We start from the raw sequence: 24,201 nt of genomic DNA, 5'->3' as shown, positions 1-24,201 counted from the left end.
CCCGTCGCCAAGAAGGCCGCAAAGAAGACCGTACGCAAGCCGGCCAAGAAAACGGCGAAGAGGAAGGCCGCCTAAATCATTTGCGCCTCGATGTTCTGGATTGGGCATTCGGACTTCGGGCGCAATTGAAGGCGGATTGGCGCTCATCAGCGCCTGTTCTTTTTAAATGGCCGGCGACAGCGATACGCGTCACCGGCCATATTCTTTTCAAGTCGTGCCATAGCGCCATTGCGGGTTAAATCCCCCGCTATTCCGGCAGATGCGTCACCGCCTCGATATTGTGACCGTCCGGATCAAAAACAAATCCGCCATAATAGTTCTCGTGATAATGCGGCCTGAGACCGGGGGCGCCATTATCGCGGCCGCCTGCCGCCAGCGCTGCATCATAAAACGCTTGGACTTCCTGCCGGTTTGCTGCCGCAAATGCGACGTGGAGGCGGCCCGTCAACGTCGCTCCGGTGCCAATCCAGAACTGCGGGCGTTGCCGGCCAAATCCCGCGTAGCCGTCGGCGCCATCTTCCGAAAGGCTGAATTGCTTCAGAATGACAATCCCCAGAGGCGCCAACGCCTTCTCGTAGAAAGCGACGGACCGGGCGTAGTCGGTCACCGGGAAACCGACGTGATCAAGGATATCCAGCACGACGTGTCCTTTTGCGCGTAACCGCAGGTTTAAATTGAAGCACTGGCGCTACACGCGCCGTTCAACCATCAGCTTCTTGAGTTCGGCGATAGCCTTGGCGGGTGACAAGCCCTTAGGGCAGGCTTTGGCGCAGTTCATGATTGTGTGGCAGCGGTAGAGTCGGAACGGATCTTCGAGATTGTCGAGCCGTTCGCCCGTGGCCTCGTCGCGGCTGTCGACGACCCATCGGTAGGCCTGGAGCAGGATGGCCGGCCCGAGATACCGGTCGGAGTTCCACCAATAGCTCGGACACGAGGCCGAACAGCAGGCGCACAAAATGCATTCATAGAGCCCGTCGAGCTTGGCGCGATCCTCGCGAGACTGTTTCCATTCCTTTGGCGGTGTCGCGGTATCCGTCTTCAGCCACGGCTCGATCGAGCGGTGCTGAGCGTAGAAGTTCGTCATATCCGGTACCAGGTCCTTGACGACCTCCATGTGCGGCAGGGGATAGATTTTGACCGCGCCCGAAACCTCATCGAGCCCTTTGAGGCAGGCGAGCGTATTGGTTCCGTCGATATTCATCGAGCACGAGCCGCAAATGCCTTCGCGGCAAGAGCGCCGGAACGTCAGCGTCGGGTCGATTTCGTTTTTGATCTTGATCAGCGCGTCGAGGACCATCGGCCCGCACTGTTTGCGGTCGACATGATACGTGTCGATGTGCGGATTTTGTCCATCGTCCGGGTTCCAGCGATAAACGCGAACCTCTTTCCAGTCACCGCCGTGCTCGGGCCGGTTCCAGGTTTTGCCTTCTGAAATCTTGGAATTCTTGGGAAGCGTAAGCTGAACCATGAGAGTGCTGTGCGTCCTCGCATGCGAAAAGACTGCTAAGCGACAGAAGCTTGATCGCGTTCGCGTGTCAACGGCGCGAGCGCTCGCGATGTGCGGTTCTTTGGCGCTTTAGGCGCCTTTCTGATACTTCTTCAGTTCTCTCACGAGGGCGACGAGGCGCTCGGCAATCTCGGCGCCGGTATCGACGGCGACGCGCAACGTCACGCGCGACTGGATGATGGTGTTGAGACGATCCTGCTGCTCGCCGAACCCGAAGAAGACCTCTTCCGGTGCATCGATGTCGCCATCCTCAATCGCCGTCATGACGTCGAAAGCGTTCTGCGCGGCCAACACCAGCATCGAAGCGATGTCGTTTATCAGTTGAAGGTAGAGACGCTGGGCATCGGCGCGGATGCGTTGTCCGTGGACTCCGAATTTGAGTGGCGCAGCGGCTTGCCCGCCCTCGCCGGCGAAGACGCGGGGATGGCGCTGGAAACGGCGGAAAATTTCGGCCAGCCCCAGGCAGCACGTCTCGAGATCGCGGAGCGCTGCGCCAGTCTTGCGCTTGGTTCGTGTCCGCGTCGCGAGCTTATCCTGGCCCGACCAGTTGATCGCGGCGATCGACGTAATGGCACCGAGCGCCGCAAGCGCCGGTAGGACCGCTGCAAACGGATCGGGCGACATACGAGTGTCGGTGTCGTTTGCGTCTTCTTCTGGCTTAGATCTGCTCAACTGCGGTGCCCCTCCAGGCGCCGCACACTAGCGCGTCTTGATATGGCCGCGCTATTTCTACTCGCGCGAGCCCAAACAAGGCCTTCAATACACGCGGGCTTTCGGCTCGATATATTTGACCTCATTCGTCATCGTGGTCTTGTGGACCGGCCGGTCGCCGAGCCGCACCGACGCCGTGTCATAGTCGGCCCAGGCCAGCGTGTGCTTCATCCAATTGACGTCGTCGCGGTTCGGGTAGTCCTCGCGCGCGTGGGCGCCGCGGCTTTCCTTGCGGTTCTCGGCGCCGGTAACGGTCACCGCCGCCTGCGCGATCAGATTGTCGAATTCGAGCGTCTCGACGAGGTCCGAATTCCAGACCAGCGACCTGTCGGTGACGGAAATGTCCCCTGCGTCGCGCCATACGGCCGTGATCTTTTCGACGCCCTCTTTGAGGACCGGTCCGTCGCGGAAGACGGCGCAGTTCGCCTGCATGGTTTTCTGCATGCGAAGGCGCAGGGCCGCCGTCGGCGTGCCTCCGCTGGCAAACCGGTACTTATCGAGACGCGCGATGGCCCGGTCGTGGCCGTCCTTCGGCAACTCCGGTTGCGCACTTTTCGATTCAATCGTCTCTGCGCAGCGCAGACCGGCGGCGCGGCCGAAGACAACGAGGTCGATCAGCGAGTTCGAGCCCAAGCGGTTGGCGCCGTGTACCGACACACACGCGGCCTCGCCGATCGCCATAAGGCCGGGAACGACGTGATCGGGGTTGTCACCTTTCTTCGTCAGCACCTCGCCGTGATAATTGGTCGGTATGCCGCCCATGTTGTAGTGAACCGTAGGAAGGACGGGGATCGGCTGGCGGCGCAAGTCGACGCCAGCGAACACCTTGGCGCTTTCAGTGATTCCCGGCAGTCGTTCGGCCAAAATCTTCGGATCGAGATGGTCGAGATGCAGATAGATGTGATCGGCCTCGGCGCCATGGCCGCGGCCTTCGCGAATTTCAATCGTCATCGAGCGCGAGACGACATCGCGCGAGGCGAGATCCTTAGCATGCGGCGCGTAGCGCTCCATGAACCGCTCGCCCGTTGAATTCGTCAGATAGCCGCCTTCGCCGCGCGCCCCTTCAGTGATCAAAACGCCGGCGCCGTAAACGCCGGTCGGGTGGAACTGGACGAACTCCATGTCCTGCAGCGGCAGTCCGGCACGCAGAACCATCGCATTGCCGTCGCCGGTGCATGTGTGCGCCGATGTGCATGAGAAATAAGCGCGGCCATAGCCGCCCGTCGCCAGAATCGTTCGCTTGGCGCGAAAGCGGTGCAGCGATCCGTCTTCGAGATTTAGCGCGACAACGCCCCGGCAGGCGCCATCCTGGTCCATGATCAGATCAAGCGCGAAATATTCGACGAAGAATTCGGCCGCATGGCGCAGCGACTGACCGTAGAGCGTGTGTAGCATCGCGTGCCCGGTGCGGTCCGCGGCGGCACACGTGCGCTGCGCCGGTGGGCCTTCGCCGTAATCCGTCGTCATGCCGCCGAAAGGTCGCTGATAGATCTTGCCGTCCTCGGTGCGCGAAAAGGGAACACCGTAGTGCTCCAGCTCGTAGACCGCGTCGGGAGCGTGGCGGCACAGATATTCGATGGCGTCCTGATCGCCGAGCCAGTCGGAGCCCTTGACGGTGTCGTACATGTGCCAACGCCAATCATCAGGGCCCATGTTGCCCAGCGCCGCAGCGACGCCGCCTTGAGCGGCAACCGTATGCGACCGCGTCGGAAAGACTTTCGTAACGCACGCCGTCTTGAGCCCGGCTTCGGCAGAGCCGAGCGTCGCCCGCAAGCCTGCGCCACCGGCGCCGACGACGACGACGTCATACGTATGATCGATGATCGGGTAAGCCTTGCCGCTCACAGCTGGTGCAGTATTCCGGCCTTTGGCCCCGCCATTCTTTGCCGACATCAGGCTCAGGCTCCAAAGCTCAGTTTCAAAATGGAGAAGATGCTCGCCAGCGCGATGAATGCCGCAAAGAAGGTATTCAGCATCAGCGCCGTGATCTTTAATCCTTCGCTATGCACGTAGTCTTCAATGATCGCCTGCATGCCGAGACGCATGTGCAGCGTTCCGGAGACGATCAAACCGAGCAAGGCGAGGGCGATCAGAGGATTGGATAGTTTCAGTTTCACTGTCGTGTAATCGGCACCGACGAGCGATGCAATCAGCCAGACGAGAAACAATCCGAGAAAAACGTTGGCGACGGCCGTGACGCGCTGCTTCCAGAAATGGTCGGTGCCTTCTTTCGCGGAGCCGAGTTGACGCGCAATTTTCAGTGGAGTTCGCATCAGCACCATCAAATACCCCCGAGATTCAAGGCGCAGAACCAGATGAGCACCGTCAGGACCAGAGATCCCGCGAGCGATCCCCACGAGAGGATATCTATTGTCTTCAGGTCGAAGCCGAGGCCGGTGTCCCAAATCAAATGCCGAATTCCGCCGAGCATGTGGTGCATCAACGCCCAGGTGTAGCCGAGCAGAATGAGCTTGCCCGGCCAGGTCGCAAACCAGCTCACAACGTAATTGTAGTAGTCGGGGCCCGTTGCCGCCGCGATCAGCCACCACGCCAGCAGCAATGAACCGATGTAAAGCGCGGCACCGGTGATCCGGTGCACGATCGACATCACCATATTGATGAGAGGGTAATAGATTTGAATGTGCGGCGAGAGCGGCCGTTCGGGCCGCGCGCTCCGCCCGGATGTGGCTTGCATCTGATACCCTTGCGTCACGTCGAAGCCGCGGTTGTAGCGTCTCGCAGGCGGCGCGGCAATTCGCCAAATGCCACATCGCTGAAGTTGAAGCGGCGCGGCTTCAGTTAAACGAGTCGATGATGGCGCGTCCCAACTTATCACCGCTTTCGAATGCATGTTCGGCAAGCCGGCCATGACACCAATCGCCGGCGATGCCTGCCTTGTGTTCGACCGAGTATAGGTGCGTTTCGCCGACGGTCTGATCGACAAGTCCGTGACGCCAAAGATGCGCGGTCATGCGCGACGGGCGAACGGGCGGCAGGCCCAGAACGTGGCTGACTTCACTCCAAAGCTCTTCGGCAACTGCTTCGGGATCGGCATTTTCCGCCTCGCGGCTCCATGCGGGAGAAGCGTGAATGACGATGTTCTCGCCTGCGGGGTTGCGGCCGGGCTTTGTATTGTTGCGGGCTATCCAGCGAATGGCTTCCGACACGTCGGAATAGACGTCCTGATCGGGCAAGGTCTTTTCTTCGATGCGCACCATCAACGCCCAGCACGGGACCATGCGCACGCGCGACAGCGGCGCCGCCAGTTCATCGATGCGGCCAAGCAGCAGCCGTGCGTCGGTCGCTGGAGTGGCGACCGCAACGACCTGGAACGGGCCGACGGACGTTTCATCCTCGAACCGCACGTGCCAACCCTTATCGCGCCGTTCAAGGGTGTGGACGCGCTTGCCGGTGCTAATGCGCACGTTCTCCGTGAGCGGACGGACGATCGAAGACATCCCCGGCGTTCCGACGATCCATGTGCCGGCCGCGCCGTTCAGCGTCGCGCGCGGGCTCCATCGGCCGGCATAACCAAGCTCCGATATTTCCGTCAGGTAGTCGCCAAATTCTCGCGAGTGCGTCGTCAGGTACTGAGCGCCGTGATCGAACGTATCGCCGCCGATACGGGTTGTCGCGAGGCGGCCGCCGATGATGCTGTCCTGTTCGAAAACCTCGACGAAGAAGCCGGCACGGCGAAGCGTGCGAGCACACGATAATCCTGCGAGCCCAGCGCCGACGATGGCCGCTTTGTTTGTCACGTTGTCCTGCTTTTAGTATCGCAAGTAATTGTTCGGCATCTGAGCGGTGCCGAATCGCAAAATAATTGAAAAGCTACGAAACACGTTGTGAAAGAAGTGTTTACCAAAGGTTATTGTCGGCCGGCGGCGGCCCTAAGAGCTTCTCTTTGAGCCACGTCTTACTCGGCCTTCAGCACGCCGCAGGCGATGCGCAGGCCTGCCCCGCCTTCGGGTTCAGACTGATAATCATCAGCTTTTTCAAATATGACGAGGGACGAGCCGTCGGCGTCGAACAGCGAGTCCTCGGCGTCTTTGCTGAGATTTAGAAACGTCGTCAAAACTTCGGCGGCTGCCGTTCCATCGGCGGCAGCGACGACATTCGGCAGATCGCCGGCCATCGGCCCTTCATCGTTGGAAAAGCCATGCTTGGCACCGAGCGGATTGTAGATGTTCCCGGCACTTGAAAAATCCGCCTCGCATTTGCCGGCTTCATGGACGTGCAGCGCGTGGGGCCCGGGCGTCAGTCCCTTGAGATCGAATTTCAGAAGTACCCCCGCAGGCGCTTCGGTCAACTTGATGGTACCGGCATCACTGCCGTTGGCGAACTTTAACACGGCAGTAGCGGTCTCACCCGCTGCCCACGCCGGGCCGCCGGCGGACACGACGAGAATGGCGGCGGCGGCGAGCGTCAGACGTCTAACGTTCATGCAAGGACTCCATACCGCGTGTCCGCGTGCCTTTTCATTTAGAGACGACGGCTGCGGACGACGGACTGAGGGCAGGCGATCAACGGGGGAGGACAAGCCACGTATCAAGGTCAAGGACAACCCCCTCGGCGTAGTCGCCACCCGGCGTCTTCAGCGGCAGCGACGAGCAATCCTGATTTTTGACGCCGACGAGGCGAACGCGCAGCGCGCCAACGTCTTGCCGACCTGGAATTTCAGCTTTTTCGAGAACCTCCGACCACGCATAGATCGTATCGCCTGCGAACGTCGGGGCGACGTGCCTGCCGCCGTTGATGGCGGCCAGATGGAAGGCGTTGCCGAGGCCATTGTAGGACAGCGCCCGCACCAGCGAGATGACGACACCGCCGTAGACGATGCGCTTGCCGAAGCGTCCCTTCGATTCGGTGTGCTGATTGAAGTGCACTTTGGCCGTGTTCTGGTAGAGGCGCGTCGCCGTCTGATGCTCGGCTTCTTCCAAGGTCATGCCGTCGACGTGGTCGATTTTTTCGCCCGCCTCGTAGTCGCCCCAGCGATGCGGCGAGCCCGCGAGCGCGAAATCGTATTTGCTGACATCAAGCGGGGGGATCGCCAGCGCCAAGTCCTTTGGCTCAACGCGGTCGGGAAGCTTCGGCACGACGGCCTCGGGCGGAGGGGAAGCCTTGTCGCGCTTGCGCACCATCACCCAGCGGCAATATTCGAGGACGATCAGGCCGTCCTGGTTGCGGCCGGTCGAGCGGACATAAACCGTGCCGGTTTCGCCGTTCGAATTTTCCTTGAGGCCAATGACCTCGGAAACCGAACTCAGCGTGTCGCCCGGATAGACGGGCTTCAGAAACCGGCAGGCGGCGTAGCCGAGGTTGGCGATGGCGTTCAGCGAGATATCCGGCGTGGTTTTGCCGAATACGACATGAAAGGTCAGCAGATCGTCGAGCGGGGCACGCGGATAGCCGATCGCCTTTGCGAAGGTATCGGCCGACTGAACCGCGAAGCGCGAGCCGTAGAGCGCCGTATAGAGCGCCACGTCGCCATCGGTGACGGTGCGCGGCGTCGCGTGGGGAATGATCTGCCCGTAGCGGAAATCCTCGAAGAAATTGCCCGCATTGGTTTTCGTGCCCGCCATCGTTGCCGCCTTCGCTCTTGCATGATCCTGCAAGAGACTGCCCCGGCTGGCGCCGAAGGAAAATCTTGCCTTGCCCGCTCTTTTTCAGGATGTCGCGGCCTGACCGCAACCCTTTTCAAAGACTGATGGACGCGATCTAGGGCCGCAGAAGCCTAAGTCCCGAACTAGAACCAAGGTTCCTCGACGCGAGAACGGGCGTTGATGGCCTCGGCGATGGCGGCGACCCGTTTTGCCATCACAAGATGCAGGCGTTCGACCATCTTGCCCTCGACCGTGATGACGCCCTTGCGGACGTTTTCAGGCTCCTCGAAGGCTTTGATGATCTTGCGGGCCCAGGCGACTTCGTCTTCGGTCGGCGAGAAGACCTCATTGCAGGGGGCAACCTGCGAAGGATGGATCAGGGTTTTGCCGTCCATTCCGAGTGTGCGCCCGTGCTCGCATTCGGCACGAAATCCCGAATCGTCTTTGAAATCGTTGTAGACGCCGTCGATGACGTCCAGGCCATAGGCGCGCGCGGCGACCAGCGTCATCGCCAACCATGGGACCACGGCGAAGCGATTGTTGCTCGATCGTGCGCGGCTCTCTTTCAAGAGATCGTTGGTGCCGAGAACGAAACAGGCGAGCCGATTATCGGGATCAGGGCCGCAGGCCGCGATTTCACGCGCATTTATGATTCCCATCGGCGTTTCGATCATTGCCCAAAGCCGAGTGTTCGGCGCTGCCTCTGCGGCCTTGACGACCTTGGCCGTGCCGATGACGTCGCCGGGATAAGAAACCTTCGGAATGAGTATGGCATCCGGCGCCGCCCCGATGGCCGCGTGCAAATCGGCCATCCCCCAGGGCGTCTCGATCGGATTGACGCGCAGGACGGCTTCGCGCGTGCCGAAACCGCCTTCGCGAATAACTGAGATGGCGTGTCTTCGGGCGATCTCTTTATTGGCCGGTGAAACCGAGTCCTCGAGATCGATGATGATCGAATCCGCGGCGAGCTTTTTCGCCTTTTCGAGCGCGTGCTCGTTGTCGCCGGGAACGTAGAGAACGCTGCGCCTGGGTCGCATCGCCATCGCCTAGTGCTCCGGTTCGTGAACGCGGATGGTGCATTGCACAATAGTCCATTGTAGCGAGCGGCGCAGCTGAACTTTGGCACAACGAACAAGAATCCAGCGATATGTTGCGAGCTGAACAATGGCCACACGTGTTATGGCCCGGCCGGTCGCTCCAAACCGCCACGTTGCAAGCCCAGGACCATGCGCCAGATCCTCGTCATTTCATCACACGTCGCCTACGGAACCATCGGCCTCACGCCGATGGTCGCGCCGCTGCAGCAGGCGGGCATCGAGGTCACAACGCTGCCGACCATCGTGCTGTCGAACCATCCGGGGCTCCGGCGCGTCGCCGGCAAGGCGGTTGAGCCGGCGTTGCTCGAAGACATGACGGCGGCGCTTGATGCCAACGGCTGGCTCGGCACCTTCGATGCCATCCTTTCGGGCTATCTACCCTCTGCGGGTCACGTTGCCTGGGTGAAAGCCGTTGTCGAACGGCTGCGCGAACTAAATCCGAGTGTCGTCTACGTTTGTGACCCGATCCTCGGCGATGATCCGGTTGGCCTCTACATCGACGACGCGGCGGCGGTGGCCGTGCGCGACACGCTTGTTCCTGTCGCCGACGTATTGACGCCGAACCGGTTCGAACTCGCGTGGCTGTCCGGCGTCGACGTGCAATCCGTACAAGACGCGGTCTCCGCTGCCCGTATCCTTGCTCGACCGAAGCTCGCGGCGACGTCAATTCCATCGGGGCGAGCCGAATTGGCCAACCTGCTCATCACTGAAAGAGGCGTGCTTGTCGGCAAGGTCGAGAAGCTGGACCGAGTACCGCACGGCACCGGCGATCTCTTTGCCGGTCTCTTGACCGCCGAACTTTTGCAAGGCGCGCCTGATGCAGCCGCTCTCGGTCGCGCTGCCGGTGGCGTCAAGCATGCCCTCGACATCAGTCGCGACAGCGACCGTCTATTATTGTCGATGATGAACTGGACGCACGGCATTGAGCCGGCGCGGATAGAAAGCCTTTCGTGATCGGCCCTTCGCAAAGTTGCACGGTGGCAGCGTGCCGCTGCAACTCATGAAACTTGCTAGCGACGCCTTGGCCTTGCATACCTTCATACAACATGAAAGTCGTCCGGGGGGTTAGCACGCATGAAGCCTGAGACAGATGCCAAAGGCGTCAACCGCGAGGCAGCGGCCGGTCTGGCCTTGCTCGCGGCGGCCGTGCTGGCGCTCATCGTCGCCAACTCGCCGCTACGCGAAAATTACGAAACCCTGCTTTCGACGCGGTTGCCGATCGGTGTGCCGCCGTTCGCAATTACAAAGTCATTGCTGCATTGGATCAACGACGGCCTCATGGCCGTTTTCTTCTTCGTCGTCGGTCTCGAAATCAAGCGCGAGGTGGTGCGCGGGGCGTTATCGAACCGAAAGACGGCCTCGTTGCCGGTCATCGCCGCCTTCGGCGGCATGGTTGTGCCGGCCATGATCTATGCCAGCATCAATTGGGATAACGACATTGCGCTCCGAGGCTGGGCCATTCCGGCGGCAACCGACATTGCGTTTGCCGTCGGCGTTCTGGCTTTACTCGGATCTCGCGTGCCGCCGGCGCTGAAAGTCTTTCTGCTGGCACTCGCCATCATCGACGATCTCGGCGCGATTCTGATCATCGCCTTCTTCTACAGCAGCGGCCTTTCGGTCTCCGCCTTGGCGCTCGCCGCCGCGGGCATCGTGTTGCTCGTACTGTTGAACCGCTCGAACGTGCTGCGCGTCTGGCCTTATCTTCTGGTCGGGGCGATTGTCTGGCTTTGCGTTCTGAAATCCGGCGTGCATGCGACGCTCGCCGGCGTCGCGACGGCGCTCGCGGTCCCACTAACTGGGGTAAAGAAAGGCCAGGAAGGGCCGCTCGAAAGCCTCGAAAACCGACTCAGCCCTTGGGTCAGCTTCGTCATTCTGCCGATCTTTGCCTTCGCCAACGCCGGCGTGTCGCTCACGGGGCTCTCGGCGGCGCAAGTCGTGTCGCCGATCCCACTTGGCATCGCGCTCGGTTTGTTTATTGGAAAACCGCTCGGCATCTACACGTGCGCGCGCGTGGCGATCAGCAGCGGCATCGGCGCCATGCCGGCAGGCGCTTCGCAGGTGCAGCTTTTCGGCACAGCTATTCTAGGCGGCATTGGCTTCACTATGAGCCTATTCATCGGCATGCTTGCATTCCACGGACCTCTTGAAAGTGCGGAAGTGCGAGTGGGCGTTCTGGCGGGCTCGTTGATGTCCGCCGTCGTCGGTTACCTGGTGCTGGCAAGACATCGAACCGTGTGACGGAGAGGCGCTTCTTCGCGCCTCAAGTATCTTGAATAGGAGACAAATCCACTATGAGCAGCTTTCCCGAAGCCCTGACGGACCGCTACCGCCGTTTTAAACACCGTCACTTCGTGCCGAATGCTGACCATTACGAAGAACTCGCGACCTACGGGCAAAGCCCCGATACTATGGTCATCTCGTGCAGCGATAGCCGCGTCGATCCGGAAACGATCTTCAGCGCCATGCCGGGTGAACTATTCATCTTGCGCAACATCGCCAACCTGGTGCCGCCATTCGAGACCGGCGGCAACTATCATGGCGTCAGCGCGGCGATCGAGTTCGGGGTGCTGAATTTGCGCGTCAAGCACCTGATCGTATTGGGTCACTCGGGCTGCGGTGGCGTCAAGGCGTCACTCGATCAAAGCGCTGCTATTCAAACAGAAGCGCAGTTCATTTCGCGGTGGATGTCGCTGCTCGACGAAGCTCGGCTGGCCGTTCTCGCCGAACACAAAGGCGAGTCGTCGGCGGCGCAACACACCGCTCTTGAAATGGAATGCGTAAAGACGTCGATCAAAAACCTGCGCACGTTTCCGTTCGTCAAAAACGATGAAGATCGTGGGCATCTAGCCCTGCACGGCGCGCATTTCAACATCAAGACCGGCACGCTTTCGGTGTACAATGCGGCGCGCGGCGCCTTTTTACCGCTCTGATGCGCAAGAAGTCGCCGCAGAGAAGACGGGTTAAGGCGTGACGGCGAGGCCTCGGGCCTTCTCGATCGCGGGCAGCAGCCTGGTCGCGATCGACTCTGACGAAATCGGTCCGACGTGCTTGTAGACGACCTTGCCCTTGCCATCGACGACGAACGTTTCGGGCATGCCGTAGACGCCCCATTCGATTGCGCCGCGACCCTCGGCATCGCCGCCGAGTGCCGTGAACGGGTTTCCGAAGCGGCCGATAAAGTGACGAGCCGAAGCCGCCTCGTCCTTATAGTTCACGCCATAAATATCGACGCCGGCATCGTGCTTGAGTTGGATCAGCAGAGGATGCTCTTCGACGCAGGGCTGACACCATGACGCCCAGAAGTTGACGAGCGAGACTTTGCCCTTGGCGAGGTCGGCATTCGAAAAACCCGGTTCCTGCTTGCCGTTCGTCTCGATGCCGTCGATGGCAGGGAAGACCGTTTGCGGTGCCGGTTTGCCGACCAGCGTCGAGGGCACGAGTGAAGGATCGCCGGAGCGTAGCGCCATCGCAAAAAACCCCGCGACGCCCACGAAGATCAGTACCGGCAATAGCCGCAAGAGTTGAGACCGGCCTTCGCCCACGCGCATCACTCCAGGCCGCTTGGTGATGAGCGTCGCTTGACGCCGGCGCTTTCGAGCGCCTCGAGATCGGCCGCTTGCCGTCGCCCGTCCGCAATCAGCCAGGCCACCAGAGCGGCGACCATCCCCGCGACGGCAGCGTAAGAAATCCAGATGAAAGCGGCGTGCGGGCCGAAGTCCATGACGCTTACTCCGCCGCTTGTGCTGCGAGACGATCGCGGCCAGCCACGGCTTGCGCCCGCATGGCCTTGACGCGCCGTCGCAGGATCTCGTTACGCATCGCTTTCAGATGCATCGCAAAAAACAGAACCGTGAAACCGACGGCCATCACCAGCAGCGGCCAGCGCATGCTTGGATCGACCGTCGAGGTGAAGTCGGTCGACGGCTGATGCAGCGTATTCCACCATTCGACCGAGAACTTGATGATCGGCAGGATCGTAACGCCGACGAGAGCCAGCACTGCAGTGAGCTTCGCGGCTGCGGCTTCATCCTCAAGCGAAGCGCGAAGCGCCATCAAGCCGAGATACAGGAAAAACAGGATCAGCACCGACGTCAGCCGTGCGTCCCAAACCCAATACGTTCCCCACATCGGCTTACCCCAGAGCGATCCGGTGAAAAGCGCCAGGAACGTGAAGGCGGCTCCGATCGGCGCGGCGGCCTTTGCCGAGACATCGGCGAGGGGGTGGCGGAACACCAGAAGGCCGAAGCTCGAGATGGCAATCAGCGCGTAAATCATCATCGACAGCCAGGCGCACGGCACATGAATGTACATGATGCGCACCGTTTCGCCCTGCTGATAGTCGGCGGGCGAGGCAAAGAACGCCAAGTACAATCCGTAGACAAGCAACGCCGCGGCAGCTGCCGATACCCACGGCAACACGCGATCTGAAAGCTCCATGAACCGGGTCGGATTGGCGAGTTTTTGCGTGAGTGTCTGCATCAGCGGCATTTAAGCCTTTCGTCAACGCCGCGCAACGAACGGCGAGATTACCATTTATTGAAACTGAATGCGCAACGCGGCCGCCGCGGCGATCGGCCCCAATACAATTGCCGCAAGCGAAATCGCCGTCAAAACGAGAAACGCCGCACCGACGCCACCTGGGCCCGCCGTGGCGCTGACCGCCGAGATCCCAAAGATTAACGTCGGGATGTAGAGCGGCAGAACGATGACGGCCAAGAGCAGCCCGCCGCGCCGGGCCTTCAGCGTCAACGCCGCGCCGATGGCACCTAGAAAGCTGACAGCGGGGGTGCCAACAAGCATGGTCGCGATCAAAATCGGATAGGATTTGAGGTCAAGGTTCAGCAGTATCCCAAGGATCGGCGCCAACAGCGCCAGCGGGATACCCGTCGTCAGCCAATGCGCGAGCGATTTTGCCGCAGCAACAAGCTCCAATGGTAATTGGCCAGTCGCGAGAATATCCAGCGCCCCATCCTCGTAGTCCGTCTCGAAAATGCGACCGAGCGACAGCAGCGCTGCAAGCAGCAGTGCGATCCATAAGATGCCGGCGGCGATGCGCGCCAAGAGATTGAGATCCGGGCCGAGGCCGAGCGGCATCAGCGAGACGACGATGAGAAAAAATCCCAGCGCCGTGCCGATGGCGCCGCCTTCACGCACGGCGAGCTTGATGTCGCGACGGACAAGAGCCGAGAAGCTCGTCACGCCGCTATCCTTTGATGAGCAAGCTGCAACGTTCTGGCGGACTCGAGCGCCAGCGGCAGATGCGTCGCGATGACGGCGATGCCGCCCGACTTCGTATGAGCGTTGACGGCCGCGACCAGCCGTTCCGATGAGGCCGTGTCCAGTGACACGGTCGGCTCGTCCAGCAGCCACAGCGGCCGATCGGCAATGAGAAGCCGCGCAAGTCCAAGCCGTCTCTTTTGTCCGGCTGAAAGGTAAGCGGCGGGAAAGTCGGCAAGATCGTCCAAGCCGAAATGGCGAAGTGCCGCATCGAGGCGTTCACCCGTCGCGGCGCTCGAATTCGGCGGGCCCGAACCCAGATAGTTACCCCAGAACGCCGTGTTCTCGACGACCGTCAGGCTCGACTTCACAGCGTTGGCATGACCGACGACGTGCGCCTGTTCGGCGAGCGTCAGCTCTTCGTCGCCGCCTTCGAGACGAACCGCGCCGCGCACCGGACGAATGAACCCTGCCAATGCCCTGAGCAACGTCGTCTTGCCCGAGCCGTTGGCGCCAGCGAGCACGAGCGCCTCACCGGCCGCGACCGCGAACGACAAACCATCGATAACGCAGCGGCCCCCGCGCTCTACGATCAAGTCTTCAGCAACGAGCTGCACAGGGATGAGTTTCCGCGAATGGGTGACGGAGCAACGACGGAGGCATTTGCGCGCAATGCCACCGCTACAACGTGGAGGGTTTCACTTTTGCCGCCGATTATATAAAAGGCAGGCTGTATCCTTCGCTAGCGCAAAAGCGAGAGTCCCGCGGCCACGTTAGCAGGTCGCGCGACGTCCTCGATCCGCCGGCACTCCGGCGGCGCAGCCCTTCGTCGACATTTTTCGGAGGCCTGACCTTGAGCGCCCAGAAACCCATCTCTAACGACAGCTTCAACTGCCGCAAGACCCTTAATGTCGACGGCAAGAGCTACGTTTACTATTCGCTGCCCGATGCCGAGGCCAACGGCCTCACCGGCATCTCGCAGCTCCCCTACTCGATGAAGGTTCTGCTCGAAAACCTTTTGCGCCACGAGGACGGACGTTCGGTCACCAAGGCCGATATCGCGGCGATGGCCAGTTGGCTCGACAACAAAGGCAAGACTGAAAAGGAAATCGGCTTCCGTCCGGCCCGCGTGTTGATGCAGGATTTCACCGGCGTACCCGCCGTCGTCGATCTCGCAGCGATGCGCGACGGCATGACCAAACTCGGTGGCGATCCAACTAAGATCAATCCGTTGGTGCCCGTCGATCTCGTCATCGATCACTCGGTCATCGTAGACGAATTCGGCACGCCGAAAGCTCTGGCCGATAACGTGGCGCACGAATACGCACGGAACGGCGAACGCTACAACTTCTTGAAATGGGGCCAGGGCGCGTTTGAGAATTTCAGGGTCGTTCCGCCAGGAACCGGCATCTGTCATCAGGTCAATCTCGAGTATTTGGCGCAGACGGTTTGGACCGGCACGACGGCCGACGGTGCAGCACTCGCCTATCCCGACACACTCGTCGGCACCGACAGCCATACGACGATGGTCAATGGACTTGCCGTGCTCGGTTGGGGCGTCGGCGGCATCGAGGCCGAGGCTGCGATGCTCGGTCAGCCGCTTTCGATGCTCATTCCTGAAGTCATCGGCTTCCGCCTGACGGGCCGGCTTAAGGAGGGCGTGACGGCGACCGACCTCGTGCTGACGGTTACGCAGATGCTGCGCAAGAAGGGCGTCGTCAACAAGTTCGTCGAATTCTACGGGCCTGGCCTCGACAGCATGACGCTCGCCGACCGTGCGACGATCGGAAATATGTCACCCGAGTACGGCGCGACGTGCGGGTTCTTCCCGGTCGACAAGGAAACGCTCAACTATCTGACGATGTCGGGCCGTGATTCACATCGCATCGCGCTGGTCGAAGGCTATTGCCGGGCGCAGGGTCTTTACCGCGAAGCCGGTTCCGCCGACCCAGTCTTCACCGATACGCTGACACTCGACCTCGGCGAGGTCGTGCCGTCGATGGCCGGACCGAAGCGGCCCGAGGGGCGCATTTCGCTGACGGACATCAAGAGCGGCTTCGAAACAGCGCTAACGGCGGAATACAAAAAGCCGGGCGAAATTGGTAAGCGCGTGCCGGTTGAAGGTAAGCCCTTCGACCTCGGGCATGGCGACGTCGTGATCGCCGCCATAACGAGCTGCACGAATACGTCGAACCCGAGCGTGCTGATCGCGGCGGGACTCTTGGCCCGCAACGCCGTCAATCGCGGCCTGGTGTCGAAGCCCTGGGTCAAGACCTCGCTGGCGCCGGGATCGCAAGTTGTTGCCGCCTACCTCACGAAGTCAGGCTTACAGACCTACCTCGACCAGCTCGGATTCAATCTGGTCGGTTTCGGCTGCACGACCTGCATTGGGAACTCGGGTCCTCTCCATCCGGCGATTTCGAAAGCGATCAACGACAACGGTCTCATTGGGGCTGCGGTGCTTTCGGGCAATCGCAATTTCGAGGGCCGCGTCAGCCCCGACGTGCAGGCGAATTATCTGGCGTCCCCGCCGCTCGTCGTCGCCTACGCCCTGGCGGGCTCCGTGCAGAAAGATTTGACACGCGAGCCTCTCGGCACTGGTTCGGACGGCAAGCCAGTCTATCTCAAGGACATCTGGCCAACGTCGCAGGAAATTCAGAAATTCATCGTCGAGAACATCACGCGGGCAATGTTCAAGTCGCGCTATGCCGACGTTTTCAAAGGTGATGACAACTGGCAAGCGATCGCGACCGGCAGCGGCTTAACCTACGGCTGGAACGGAAATTCGACCTACGTTCAGAACCCGCCCTACTTCCAAACGATCGCTCGGAACGCAAAGGCGGTTGCCGACATCGTCGATGCGCGCATCCTGGGTCTCTTCGGCGACAAGATCACGACCGATCACATATCGCCCGCAGGTGCGATAAAGGCGGCGAGCCCGGCGGGACGTTATTTGCTTGAGCACGGTGTGCAGCCGGTCGACTTCAATCAATACGGCACACGGCGCGGCAACCACGAAGTGATGATGCGCGGCACGTTCGCCAATATCCGCATCAAGAATTATATGACGAAGGATGCGAACGGGAACATCAAGGAAGGCGGCCTGACGATCCACTATCCGTCAGGCCAGGAGATGGCAATCTACGATGCGGCGATGCTTTATGAAAAAGAGGGCGTGCCGCTTGTCGTGTTCGCCGGCATCGAATACGGCAACGGCTCGTCGCGCGACTGGGCGGCAAAGGGTACCAACTTGCTCGGCGTTCGCGCTGTCATCGCACAGTCGTTCGAACGCATTCACCGTTCGAATCTCGTCGGCATGGGCATTGCGCCATTTACCTTCACAGAGGGCGCTACCTGGCACTCGCTCGGTCTCAAAGGCGACGAGCGCGTCTCGATCTTAGGACTTGCCCAGGTCAAGCCGCGCCAAGTGATCAGCCTCGACATCACGCGCGCGGATGGAACGACCACACGTGTTCCGGTGCAGTGCCGGATCGAAACCCTCGACGAAATCGAGTATTTCAAGAACGGCGGCATTCTCCATTACGTTCTGAGAAATCTCGCCGCCTAGACAGGAGGGCGTCGGCGGTCATTGTTAGGAATTTGTAACGTTCGAAGACGCCGGGAAGAAATCGTTGTCGTCTCACCGAGACGTGACGCGACTTTTACTTTGCGCGGCTGGAAGAACGTCTAAAATGGTGTTGCCGCGTAGGGCTTCTACGGCATCGGAACTGAAATCAATGCGCGTGCGACGCCTCCTTCTGACGTTCCTTTCGGCCGGTGCGGCGGCCTTCCTGACAGCTTCGTCGCTGTCATCGGCGCCGGCCAACCTCGAGCCGAGCCAGCCGGCGCCGATCCGAGCCGTTGTCGAGCTGTTCACGAGCCAAGGATGCTCGTCGTGCCCACCTGCCGACACGCTGCTCAAAACGCTCGCCGACGATCCCTCGATCATGGCACTGACATTGCCTGTCGATTATTGGAATTACCTTGGCTGGAAGGACACGTTCGCGAGTTCGCGCAACAGCGACCGGCAACGCAGCTACGCCAAGGTGCGGGGTGACGGCTCCATCTACACGCCGCAAGTGGTCGTCAACGGGATACAGCACGTCAACGGCGCTTCGAAAGCCGAGATCGAGAACGCCATCGGAGCGACGTCGAAGAGCCTTGGCCCGGATCGAATCCCTGTACGTTTCTGGCAAGAGAACAATACGCTGAATATCGCGACCGGGGGCGCGCAGCCCGGGCATCCGGTCGAAGAAGCCACGATCTGGTTCGGTGTCGTGCAGACCTCCGGCACGGTCGACGTTACGCAAGGCGAGAACAAAGGCAAGTCGCTGACCTACACGAACATCGTCCGCGAGTTGACGCCGATCGGATTGTGGAAGGGCCAGCCGATGCAAATCCAGATTCCGCGCGGCGCCGTGATGCTCGCTGAAACGCAGAAGTCGGTCGTGCTCATTCAGGAAGGCCGCGCCGGTCCGATCATCGGCGCCGCCTGGGCGGGGCTCTGGTAGGCCCAAACTTTGACGGCTCGAAACCGCTAAGCGGCAAGGCCGCGTTTTTTCAACAGTCCGTCGATTTTCGGTGGCCGGCCACGGAAGGCGACGTAGGCCGCGTGCGGGTCGCGCCGATTGCCCGCCGAATAGATGAACTCATGCAGCTTTTTCGCAGTCGAGGGGTGAAACACGTCACCGGCTTCCTCGAATGCCGCGAAAGCGTCGGCATCCATGACTTCCGACCACAAATAGCTGTAATAGCCCGCCGCATAACCCGACATGATGTGCATGAAGTGCGGCAAGCGGTGGCGCATGACGATTTCGGCCGGCATGCCGATCTCGGTCAGCGTCTCGCGCTCGAAGCGCTCGACGTCACCGATGCGAGCGCCTTCCGCTGAATAAAGTGCCATGTCGACGAGCGCCGAGGATGTGTATTCAACCGTCGCGAAGCCCTGATTGAAATTTCTCGCCGCGACGAGGCGCTCGCGCAGAGCTTTCGGCATCGGCTTTCCGGTCTTGTAGTGCCGTGCATGTTTTTCGAGCACCTCCGGCGTCGACAGCCAGTGCTCGTAAAGTTGCGAAGGAAGTTCGACAAAATCGCGCGACACCGATGTTCCCGAAATCGACGGGTAGGTGACGTTGGACAACAGCCCATGCAGCGCGTGGCCGAACTCGTGAAAGAGTGTGCGCGCGTCATCGAACGACAGCAATGCCGGCTCACCGTCAGCGCCCTTCGTGAAATTCAGCACGTTGACGATGATGGGGGCCTGGGCTTTGCCAAGCTTGTGCTGCGAGCGGAAGCCCGACATCCACGCACCCGATCGCTTCGCGGGGCGTGCGAAATAATCGCCGATGAAAAGCCCGACGTGCGTCCCGTTCCTGTCGAGCACTTCCCAGGTTCGCGTTTCGGGGTGATAACGCGGCAGATCGGTGCGCTCTTTGAATTGCAGTCCGAACAGGCGTGAGGCGCAATCGAAGGCCGCGCGGATCATGTTATCGAGTTCGAGATACGGCTGAAGCTTCGCCTCGTCGAAATCGTACTTCGCCTTGCGGACCTTCTCCGAGTAATAGCGCCAGTCCCAAGGCATGATCTCGGCGTTGTCGCCGCTTTGGCGCGCTTCGGCAATCAGTGCGTCACGCTCCTCGCCGGCACGTGCGACGGCCTTGCGCCAAACCGCATGCAGCAGATCCGCAACGGCACCAGGCGTCTTCGCCATCGTGTCTTGCAGTGAGAAATCGGCAAACGACTTGAAACCCATCAGACCCGCATATTCGCCACGCAGTGCCACGGCTTCGGCGACGATCTGGCGATTGTCGGTATCCCCTGCGTGAGCGCCGCGCGTGACCCAGGCGTTGAAAGCCAGTTCGCGCAAATCGCGGCGGCTCGAATAGGTCAGAAATCCTTCGATGCTCGAGCGGGCGAGCGTGATCATCGCCTTGCCTTTGAGCCCGGCGTCGGCAGCGGCGCGTTCCGCGCTTTCCCTGAGCGTCGGCGGAAGGCCCGCGAGGTCGTTGTCACCATCAAGGACAAGACGCCACGACTGCTCGTCTTTGAGCACGTTCTGCATGAATTGCGTTACGAGTGTCGCGAGCCGCGCATTGATTTCCTTGACGCGGGATTTGTCGGCCGGCGACAGACGGGCTCCGGCACGAACGAATTCAAGATGATGGCGTTCGAGGACGCGACGGTCTTCGTCATTGAGTTTCAGCGCGGCGCGGCGTTCGAAGAGATTGTCGATCCGTTTGAAAAGCCGCTTGTCGAGCAGAATTCGAGTTTCGTGGCTTGCGAAGCGCGGCGCCATTTCGCGCGCGACCTGCTGAAGTTCGGGCGTCGAGTCTGCGGCTTCGAGATTGGAAAAAACGGCGGCGACGCGGGAGAGTTGCCAGCCGCTTTTCTCCAGTGCGACGATCGTGTTGGTGAACGTCGGCGCGGCGCGGTTGGTCGCGATCTTTTCGATCTCAACCATATGGTCGCGAAATGCGGCTTCAAGCGCGGGCTTGAAGTGGCGAACCTCGATTTTACCGAACGGCGGCATGGCAAAGCCGCTATTCCATTTAACCGTAAAAGGGTTCGAGGTGGGTTTGGCGCGCGGCCTGGGCGCCGGCTTGCGACTGGCAGCTATCATGCTGTCAATAATACCAGAATTTCCGCTTGTGTAACATTATATTATGTACATTTCGGCCTTGGCCGAAGGTGCCGAAACCTTACAAAAAGAAGGGCCGGGTTTGATACCGGCCCTTCGTCAGGGGGAAGTTTCAGGTCTAGGGCGTCTTGGTTGGGGAGCCAAGACGGGAGAGGGGGTCTTCCGGGAGAAGTTGCCCGAGGGCCCAACCCCGAAAACTGTGGCCCCGGGGGGCTGGGGGGCTGAGTATCCAGAGCCGGTCGTTGAAGTCAGGCCCCAGGCAACGGTTATCTCTATCGCGGTATAATGCGGCAGATTGTGGCCCGCGCGGGGTCGCGAATTTGTTCGGCCAAGGGTATTTCCATGCCGAAAGTTGCAGCGCTCATCATTCGCCAATTCTGCAATCGAGACCGCCCGCTCTTGCAATCCGGACGTGTTGGCGCGATCTTTGACCCGGCAACGATGGACGATGCGGTTTGAGCGAAACCACCGACCCGATACGCTTTCGCCCGCGCCCTGCGGGCAATCTGGCAACTCCAGACGCGCAAAGCCGCTGGGAGCCGGGACGGCGCACTACCTTCGACAGATATGAACTTGCCGCCATCCTCGATCTCTACGGCCGCAAGGTCGCATTGGGAGTTTGGCGCGATTACGCGATCGATCTGTTGCGCGACAAGGCGGTCTTTTCCGTCTACCGCAAAGCGAGTGAGTACGCGCTCTATCGTATCGAAAAGGACGTGCGTTTGGCGCGCAAGCAGGGCGCGTACAGCGTGATCGCCGCCGGCGGACTGATCATGAAGCGCGGCCACGATCTGCAACCCGTCTTGAGCGTCCTCGAAAATCGGCTCGACCTTGTCAGCCTATAGCGCTTAACCGCACCAAAAGAGCGAGACGCAAAAAAGGCCCAGAAACTGGGCCTTTTTCATTGCATGTCTCGATCCGGCGAACCGGAAACCTATTGCTGGTTTGCCAGCCCCAGCAGGTTCAGGATGTGGATGAACAGCGTAACGAACGAGCCGTAGAGCATGAAGGCGCCGAAGATCGACGAGCGCTTCAGCTGGGCTTCGCCGCCGTAAGACGCGTTCTCGATGTACATCGATTTGATGGCCTGCGTTTCAAACGCCGTGATCACCGTGAAGAGAATGACGACGATGCTCGAAATACCGAAGCTCACCAGCTTGCTCGTGCCCGGATCGGTCACGAAGAAGAAGCTGACGAGCATCGCAATGATCAGGCCAATCGAGGCCATCGACAGATAATTACCCCATCCCAGCATGTCGGTTTTCATCGTGTAGCCGATGACGCTGGTGACTGCGAACGTCGCGGCGGCGACGAAGAACGCCTGGCCGATGAGGCCAGCCATACCGTGCGATACGAACATCGCAATCATCGGCGCGATCAATGCGCCCCACAGCGCGCAGTAGAGCCAATAAGCTCCGTGAGCCATCACTTCGCTGCCGGAGTAGAATAGCTTTGGCGCAAACCAGCCAAGTCCAAGCACACCTGCAAACAGCACCCACTTCATGGGTCCGAGAGCGATCGCCTGCATCACTTGTGGGTTTGCCATAAGCAGCATTACGACGGCGGCCGTGCCGGCGACGCCGAGTGCCATGTAGTTGTAGGTGCCGAGCATGAACGAGCGCAGCCCCTGGTCGATAGCGCCCGATGTTCTCGCACCACCTAGAGGGCCGGTCGGTCGCGTAAAGACTTCAGCCATGTTCCTCAAATCCTCGTGTTAGCCGGCGCAAATCGGCCGGTTCGCGTGAAATATGATCCTCGCCCGGTTCGCTTTCAAGGCCTTCACCGAAAAGGGTAAGTTTTCCTATTCTGAACGGAGATAAGGGACGGCCGGCGCCCGCAGGATCGACCAGGTGCCGATGCCCCCGAAGACGGTGATCATGGCCGCCGCCAGCGCCAGCGTCCTTAATACGGCTTCGGCAGAGAAGACGTAGTCGATCTCCATCAAGCGGGTCACCGTCACCCAGGCAATCACGCTGCCGAGCGCAACGGCGACGAAAGCGGCAATCGCCGCGAGCAAAGCATACTCGTAGGCATGGGCCTTCAAGATCTGCCGCCTCCGCGCGCCTATCGTCTTCAGGATCACGGCTTCGAGGATGCGGCGGCGCTGAGCGGTCGCGAGGGCGCCCGCAAGCACAAGTGCGCCGGCTGCGAGCGTGACGCTGCCTGCGACCTGCACGGCCACCATGACCTTGGCGAAAAGCTTGGCAAATCGATCAATGGCGTCGCGGACCCGGATGGCGCTGACCGACGGATAAGCGCGGCCGAGATCGCGCACCATGTCAGCTTCCACGCTCGGCGCCGTGCCGGGCGGCAGCCGGACGGTCGCCAGGAGGTTGTGCGGGGCCGCTTCAAGGGTGTTGGGGGAAAACACCATGATGAAATTCAGCGCCAGGCTTTCCCATTTCACCTCGCGCAAGTTCGCGATCGTCGCCTCGATGTTGCGGCCGAGAACGTTGACCGTGACGCGGTCGCCGAGCCCGACGCCGAGCTTCTTGGCAATCTCGCTTTCGAAAGAGACGAGCGGGGGCCCGTGATAATCTTTGCCCCACCACGTCCCGTCGACAATGGTTGAACCTTCCGGAACGGTATCGTCATAGCTCAAACCGCGATCGCTGTTCAGAACCCACTGCACATCGGCCGCTACTTGCAAATCCTCGACCGGCGTGCCTTTCAGCGCGACTAGGCGCCCGCGCAGCATCGGCGCTTCGACGAATGCCGTGCCCGGAATGTGCCCGACGACGCGTGACTGGAGAGCCGTCGACTCCTTCGGGCTGATGTCGAGCAGAAAGTAATCCGGCGACTGTTCCGGCAACCGGTCTTGGAGGTCGGCGACCATCGACGAATTGGCTAGCGCGACGGCGACGAGAAGCGACAGGCCCGTGCCAAGCGACAGCACGACCGAGCGCGTCAGGCCATCCGGTGCTGCAATGTTGCGCAGCGCCAGGGCAAGCTCGGGCGACCGAGGGCGCGGCAGGCGTCCCGCCAGGTGCGCGATAAATCCGCCGAGCCATCCGAAGACGATGAGCATCGCGATAAGCCCGCCCGCGACGTAAACCGCGACGACACGCGGCTCCGACGTCATCACCGCAACGCCGAAAAGCGCCGCGATCAGCAGAGCCGTCACCGCGACGATCGCTTTGCGCGGACGGCCGCCAACGGAATTGATGGAATCGCGAAACAGCACGCTGGCGCGGATATTCTCGACGCGTCCCAATGGCCACAGCGCGAACAGGATGGCGACGAGGAAACCGTAGAGCGCGGCGATGCCGAGACTTTGTGGAGATACCTGGAGATCGGTGCGAACAGGCAGAAGATCGCCGTAGAGCTTATCGATCAGCGGCGGCACGGCAACGCCGAACGCCAGACCGATGGCTATCCCTATGGCGCTCATCAGCAGGATCTGAATGAGAAAAATGCCGATGATCTGCG

At 60.7% G+C, this 24,201-nt stretch carries 24 protein-coding genes; 6 read left to right on the top strand and 18 right to left on the bottom strand.

Features of this window, described 5'->3' with window-relative positions; translation table 11 throughout:
• Nucleotides 1-247 precede the first annotated feature (247 nt).
• The 10 genes from VN623_RS10010 to VN623_RS09965 form a co-directional block, all read right to left on the bottom strand.
• A complete protein-coding gene (locus VN623_RS10010) occupies nucleotides 248-631 on the bottom strand; it encodes a VOC family protein (protein WP_325570668.1) in 384 nt (127 codons plus the stop codon).
• Nucleotides 632-688: 57 nt separating this feature from the next.
• A complete protein-coding gene (locus VN623_RS10005; RefSeq protein WP_325570636.1) occupies nucleotides 689-1,468 on the bottom strand; it encodes a succinate dehydrogenase iron-sulfur subunit in 780 nt (259 codons plus the stop codon).
• A 108-nt stretch (nucleotides 1,469-1,576) separates the two neighbouring features.
• Nucleotides 1,577-2,179, bottom strand: a complete 603-nt coding sequence (locus VN623_RS10000) for a hypothetical protein (RefSeq protein ID WP_325570635.1) — start codon at nucleotides 2,177-2,179, stop codon at nucleotides 1,577-1,579.
• Between the two features lie 84 nt (nucleotides 2,180-2,263).
• Entirely contained in the window at nucleotides 2,264-4,111 is a 1,848-nt protein-coding gene (gene sdhA, locus VN623_RS09995; RefSeq protein ID WP_325570633.1) for a succinate dehydrogenase flavoprotein subunit, read from the bottom strand.
• Nucleotides 4,112-4,116: 5 nt separating this feature from the next.
• The gene (gene sdhD / locus VN623_RS09990) at nucleotides 4,117-4,500 is read right to left on the bottom strand and encodes a succinate dehydrogenase, hydrophobic membrane anchor protein (RefSeq protein ID WP_325570631.1); all 384 of its coding nucleotides are present in this window, start codon (nucleotides 4,498-4,500) and stop codon (nucleotides 4,117-4,119) included.
• Entirely contained in the window at nucleotides 4,500-4,913 is a 414-nt protein-coding gene (gene sdhC / locus VN623_RS09985; RefSeq protein ID WP_325570629.1) for a succinate dehydrogenase, cytochrome b556 subunit, read from the bottom strand. Before sdhC ends, sdhD begins: the two co-directional genes overlap by 1 nt.
• A 100-nt stretch (nucleotides 4,914-5,013) precedes the next feature.
• Nucleotides 5,014-5,976 carry an NAD(P)/FAD-dependent oxidoreductase gene (locus tag VN623_RS09980; protein WP_325570627.1) on the bottom strand — a complete coding sequence of 321 codons (963 nt, stop codon included), beginning with the start codon at nucleotides 5,974-5,976 and terminating at the stop codon, nucleotides 5,014-5,016.
• Nucleotides 5,977-6,134: 158 nt separating this feature from the next.
• Nucleotides 6,135-6,662 (bottom strand): superoxide dismutase family protein, encoded by a 528-nt coding sequence (locus tag VN623_RS09975; protein WP_325570625.1) that lies wholly within the window; start codon nucleotides 6,660-6,662, stop codon nucleotides 6,135-6,137.
• A gap of 79 nt (nucleotides 6,663-6,741) precedes the next feature.
• Nucleotides 6,742-7,800 (bottom strand): MaoC family dehydratase, encoded by a 1,059-nt coding sequence (locus tag VN623_RS09970; protein ID WP_325570622.1) that lies wholly within the window; start codon nucleotides 7,798-7,800, stop codon nucleotides 6,742-6,744.
• 164 nt (nucleotides 7,801-7,964) lie between these two features.
• On the bottom strand, nucleotides 7,965-8,864 hold the full coding sequence (locus tag VN623_RS09965) for a CoA ester lyase (RefSeq protein WP_325570620.1): 900 nt from the start codon (nucleotides 8,862-8,864) through the stop codon (nucleotides 7,965-7,967).
• Nucleotides 8,865-9,047: 183 nt separating this feature from the next.
• On the opposite strand from VN623_RS09965, the gene pdxY reads away from it, so the two are divergent.
• The 3 genes from pdxY (at nucleotide 9,048) to VN623_RS09950 (ending at nucleotide 11,848) form a co-directional block, all read left to right on the top strand.
• Nucleotides 9,048-9,872, top strand: coding sequence for a pyridoxal kinase (gene pdxY, locus VN623_RS09960; protein ID WP_325570618.1), 825 nt, complete (start codon nucleotides 9,048-9,050; stop codon nucleotides 9,870-9,872).
• Between the two features lie 120 nt (nucleotides 9,873-9,992).
• Entirely contained in the window at nucleotides 9,993-11,156 is a 1,164-nt protein-coding gene (gene nhaA / locus VN623_RS09955) for a Na+/H+ antiporter NhaA (RefSeq protein WP_325570616.1), read from the top strand.
• Between the two features lie 53 nt (nucleotides 11,157-11,209).
• Complete coding sequence (locus tag VN623_RS09950) at nucleotides 11,210-11,848, top strand: carbonic anhydrase (protein ID WP_325570614.1); 639 nt, start codon at nucleotides 11,210-11,212, stop codon at nucleotides 11,846-11,848.
• A 30-nt stretch (nucleotides 11,849-11,878) separates the two neighbouring features.
• Here VN623_RS09950 and VN623_RS09945 read toward each other — a convergent pair whose 3' ends face one another.
• Genes VN623_RS09945 through ccmA form a run of 5 tightly spaced genes read right to left on the bottom strand, consistent with a single transcriptional unit; the run spans nucleotide 11,879 to nucleotide 14,752 of the window.
• Entirely contained in the window at nucleotides 11,879-12,466 is a 588-nt protein-coding gene (locus VN623_RS09945) for a DsbE family thiol:disulfide interchange protein (RefSeq protein ID WP_325570612.1), read from the bottom strand.
• A complete protein-coding gene (gene ccmD, locus VN623_RS09940) occupies nucleotides 12,466-12,639 on the bottom strand; it encodes a heme exporter protein CcmD (RefSeq protein WP_325570610.1) in 174 nt (57 codons plus the stop codon). Before ccmD ends, VN623_RS09945 begins: the two co-directional genes overlap by 1 nt.
• A gap of 5 nt (nucleotides 12,640-12,644) precedes the next feature.
• Complete coding sequence (locus tag VN623_RS09935) at nucleotides 12,645-13,397, bottom strand: heme ABC transporter permease (RefSeq protein ID WP_325570608.1); 753 nt, start codon at nucleotides 13,395-13,397, stop codon at nucleotides 12,645-12,647.
• 54 nt (nucleotides 13,398-13,451) lie between these two features.
• Nucleotides 13,452-14,117, bottom strand: coding sequence for a heme exporter protein CcmB (gene ccmB, locus VN623_RS09930; RefSeq protein ID WP_325570606.1), 666 nt, complete (start codon nucleotides 14,115-14,117; stop codon nucleotides 13,452-13,454).
• The gene (gene ccmA / locus VN623_RS09925; protein ID WP_325570604.1) at nucleotides 14,114-14,752 is read right to left on the bottom strand and encodes a heme ABC exporter ATP-binding protein CcmA; all 639 of its coding nucleotides are present in this window, start codon (nucleotides 14,750-14,752) and stop codon (nucleotides 14,114-14,116) included. Before ccmA ends, ccmB begins: the two co-directional genes overlap by 4 nt.
• A gap of 236 nt (nucleotides 14,753-14,988) precedes the next feature.
• On the opposite strand from ccmA, the gene acnA reads away from it, so the two are divergent.
• On the top strand, nucleotides 14,989-17,703 hold the full coding sequence (gene acnA, locus VN623_RS09920; RefSeq protein ID WP_414653198.1) for an aconitate hydratase AcnA: 2,715 nt from the start codon (nucleotides 14,989-14,991) through the stop codon (nucleotides 17,701-17,703).
• A gap of 169 nt (nucleotides 17,704-17,872) precedes the next feature.
• Complete coding sequence (locus VN623_RS09915) at nucleotides 17,873-18,646, top strand: DUF1223 domain-containing protein (RefSeq protein ID WP_325570602.1); 774 nt, start codon at nucleotides 17,873-17,875, stop codon at nucleotides 18,644-18,646.
• Between the two features lie 26 nt (nucleotides 18,647-18,672).
• Here the strand turns inward: VN623_RS09915 and VN623_RS09910 are convergent, their stop codons facing one another.
• Entirely contained in the window at nucleotides 18,673-20,754 is a 2,082-nt protein-coding gene (locus VN623_RS09910; protein WP_325570600.1) for a M3 family metallopeptidase, read from the bottom strand.
• Between the two features lie 473 nt (nucleotides 20,755-21,227).
• Here VN623_RS09910 and VN623_RS09905 point away from each other — a divergent pair, with 473 nt between their 5' ends.
• Nucleotides 21,228-21,617, top strand: a complete 390-nt coding sequence (locus tag VN623_RS09905; protein WP_414653197.1) for a DUF2794 domain-containing protein — start codon at nucleotides 21,228-21,230, stop codon at nucleotides 21,615-21,617.
• Between the two features lie 89 nt (nucleotides 21,618-21,706).
• On the opposite strand, the gene VN623_RS09900 is transcribed toward VN623_RS09905, so the two are convergent.
• Nucleotides 21,707-22,468, bottom strand: coding sequence for a Bax inhibitor-1/YccA family protein (locus tag VN623_RS09900; protein WP_325570598.1), 762 nt, complete (start codon nucleotides 22,466-22,468; stop codon nucleotides 21,707-21,709).
• 105 nt (nucleotides 22,469-22,573) lie between these two features.
• Nucleotides 22,574-24,201: ABC transporter permease (locus VN623_RS09895; protein ID WP_325570596.1), on the bottom strand; the 1,628-nt coding region annotated here is incomplete at its 5' end.

It is taken from the genome of Hyphomicrobium sp. (assembly GCF_035572195.1).
In the GTDB taxonomy this organism is placed as follows: Bacteria; Pseudomonadota; Alphaproteobacteria; order Rhizobiales; family Hyphomicrobiaceae; genus Hyphomicrobium_B.
Note: the sequence above shows the minus strand (reverse complement) of the source record. Positions and strands in the feature narration are given on the sequence as shown.

What these genes read in the sequence shown, in the direction of transcription:
- sdhA (WP_325570633.1), bottom strand. Translation starts at nt 4,111, where the DNA reads ATGTCGGCAAAGAATGGCGGGGCCAAAGGCCGGAATACTGCACCAGCT.
- sdhD (WP_325570631.1), bottom strand. Translation starts at nt 4,500, where the DNA reads ATGGTGCTGATGCGAACTCCACTGAAAATTGCGCGTCAACTCGGCTCC.
- VN623_RS09965 (WP_325570620.1), bottom strand. Translation starts at nt 8,864, where the DNA reads ATGGCGATGCGACCCAGGCGCAGCGTTCTCTACGTTCCCGGCGACAAC.
- nhaA (WP_325570616.1), top strand. Translation starts at nt 9,993, where the DNA reads ATGAAGCCTGAGACAGATGCCAAAGGCGTCAACCGCGAGGCAGCGGCC.
- ccmD (WP_325570610.1), bottom strand. Translation starts at nt 12,639, where the DNA reads ATGGACTTCGGCCCGCACGCCGCTTTCATCTGGATTTCTTACGCTGCC.
- VN623_RS09935 (WP_325570608.1), bottom strand. Translation starts at nt 13,397, where the DNA reads ATGCAGACACTCACGCAAAAACTCGCCAATCCGACCCGGTTCATGGAG.
- VN623_RS09900 (WP_325570598.1), bottom strand. Translation starts at nt 22,468, where the DNA reads ATGGCTGAAGTCTTTACGCGACCGACCGGCCCTCTAGGTGGTGCGAGA.
- VN623_RS09910 (WP_325570600.1), bottom strand. Translation starts at nt 20,754, where the DNA reads ATGATAGCTGCCAGTCGCAAGCCGGCGCCCAGGCCGCGCGCCAAACCC.
- sdhC (WP_325570629.1), bottom strand. Translation starts at nt 4,913, where the DNA reads ATGCAAGCCACATCCGGGCGGAGCGCGCGGCCCGAACGGCCGCTCTCG.
- VN623_RS10005 (WP_325570636.1), bottom strand. Translation starts at nt 1,468, where the DNA reads ATGGTTCAGCTTACGCTTCCCAAGAATTCCAAGATTTCAGAAGGCAAA.
- VN623_RS09970 (WP_325570622.1), bottom strand. Translation starts at nt 7,800, where the DNA reads ATGGCGGGCACGAAAACCAATGCGGGCAATTTCTTCGAGGATTTCCGC.
- pdxY (WP_325570618.1), top strand. Translation starts at nt 9,048, where the DNA reads ATGCGCCAGATCCTCGTCATTTCATCACACGTCGCCTACGGAACCATC.
- VN623_RS09915 (WP_325570602.1), top strand. Translation starts at nt 17,873, where the DNA reads ATGCGCGTGCGACGCCTCCTTCTGACGTTCCTTTCGGCCGGTGCGGCG.
- VN623_RS09950 (WP_325570614.1), top strand. Translation starts at nt 11,210, where the DNA reads ATGAGCAGCTTTCCCGAAGCCCTGACGGACCGCTACCGCCGTTTTAAA.
- VN623_RS09945 (WP_325570612.1), bottom strand. Translation starts at nt 12,466, where the DNA reads ATGCGCGTGGGCGAAGGCCGGTCTCAACTCTTGCGGCTATTGCCGGTA.
- VN623_RS09975 (WP_325570625.1), bottom strand. Translation starts at nt 6,662, where the DNA reads ATGAACGTTAGACGTCTGACGCTCGCCGCCGCCGCCATTCTCGTCGTG.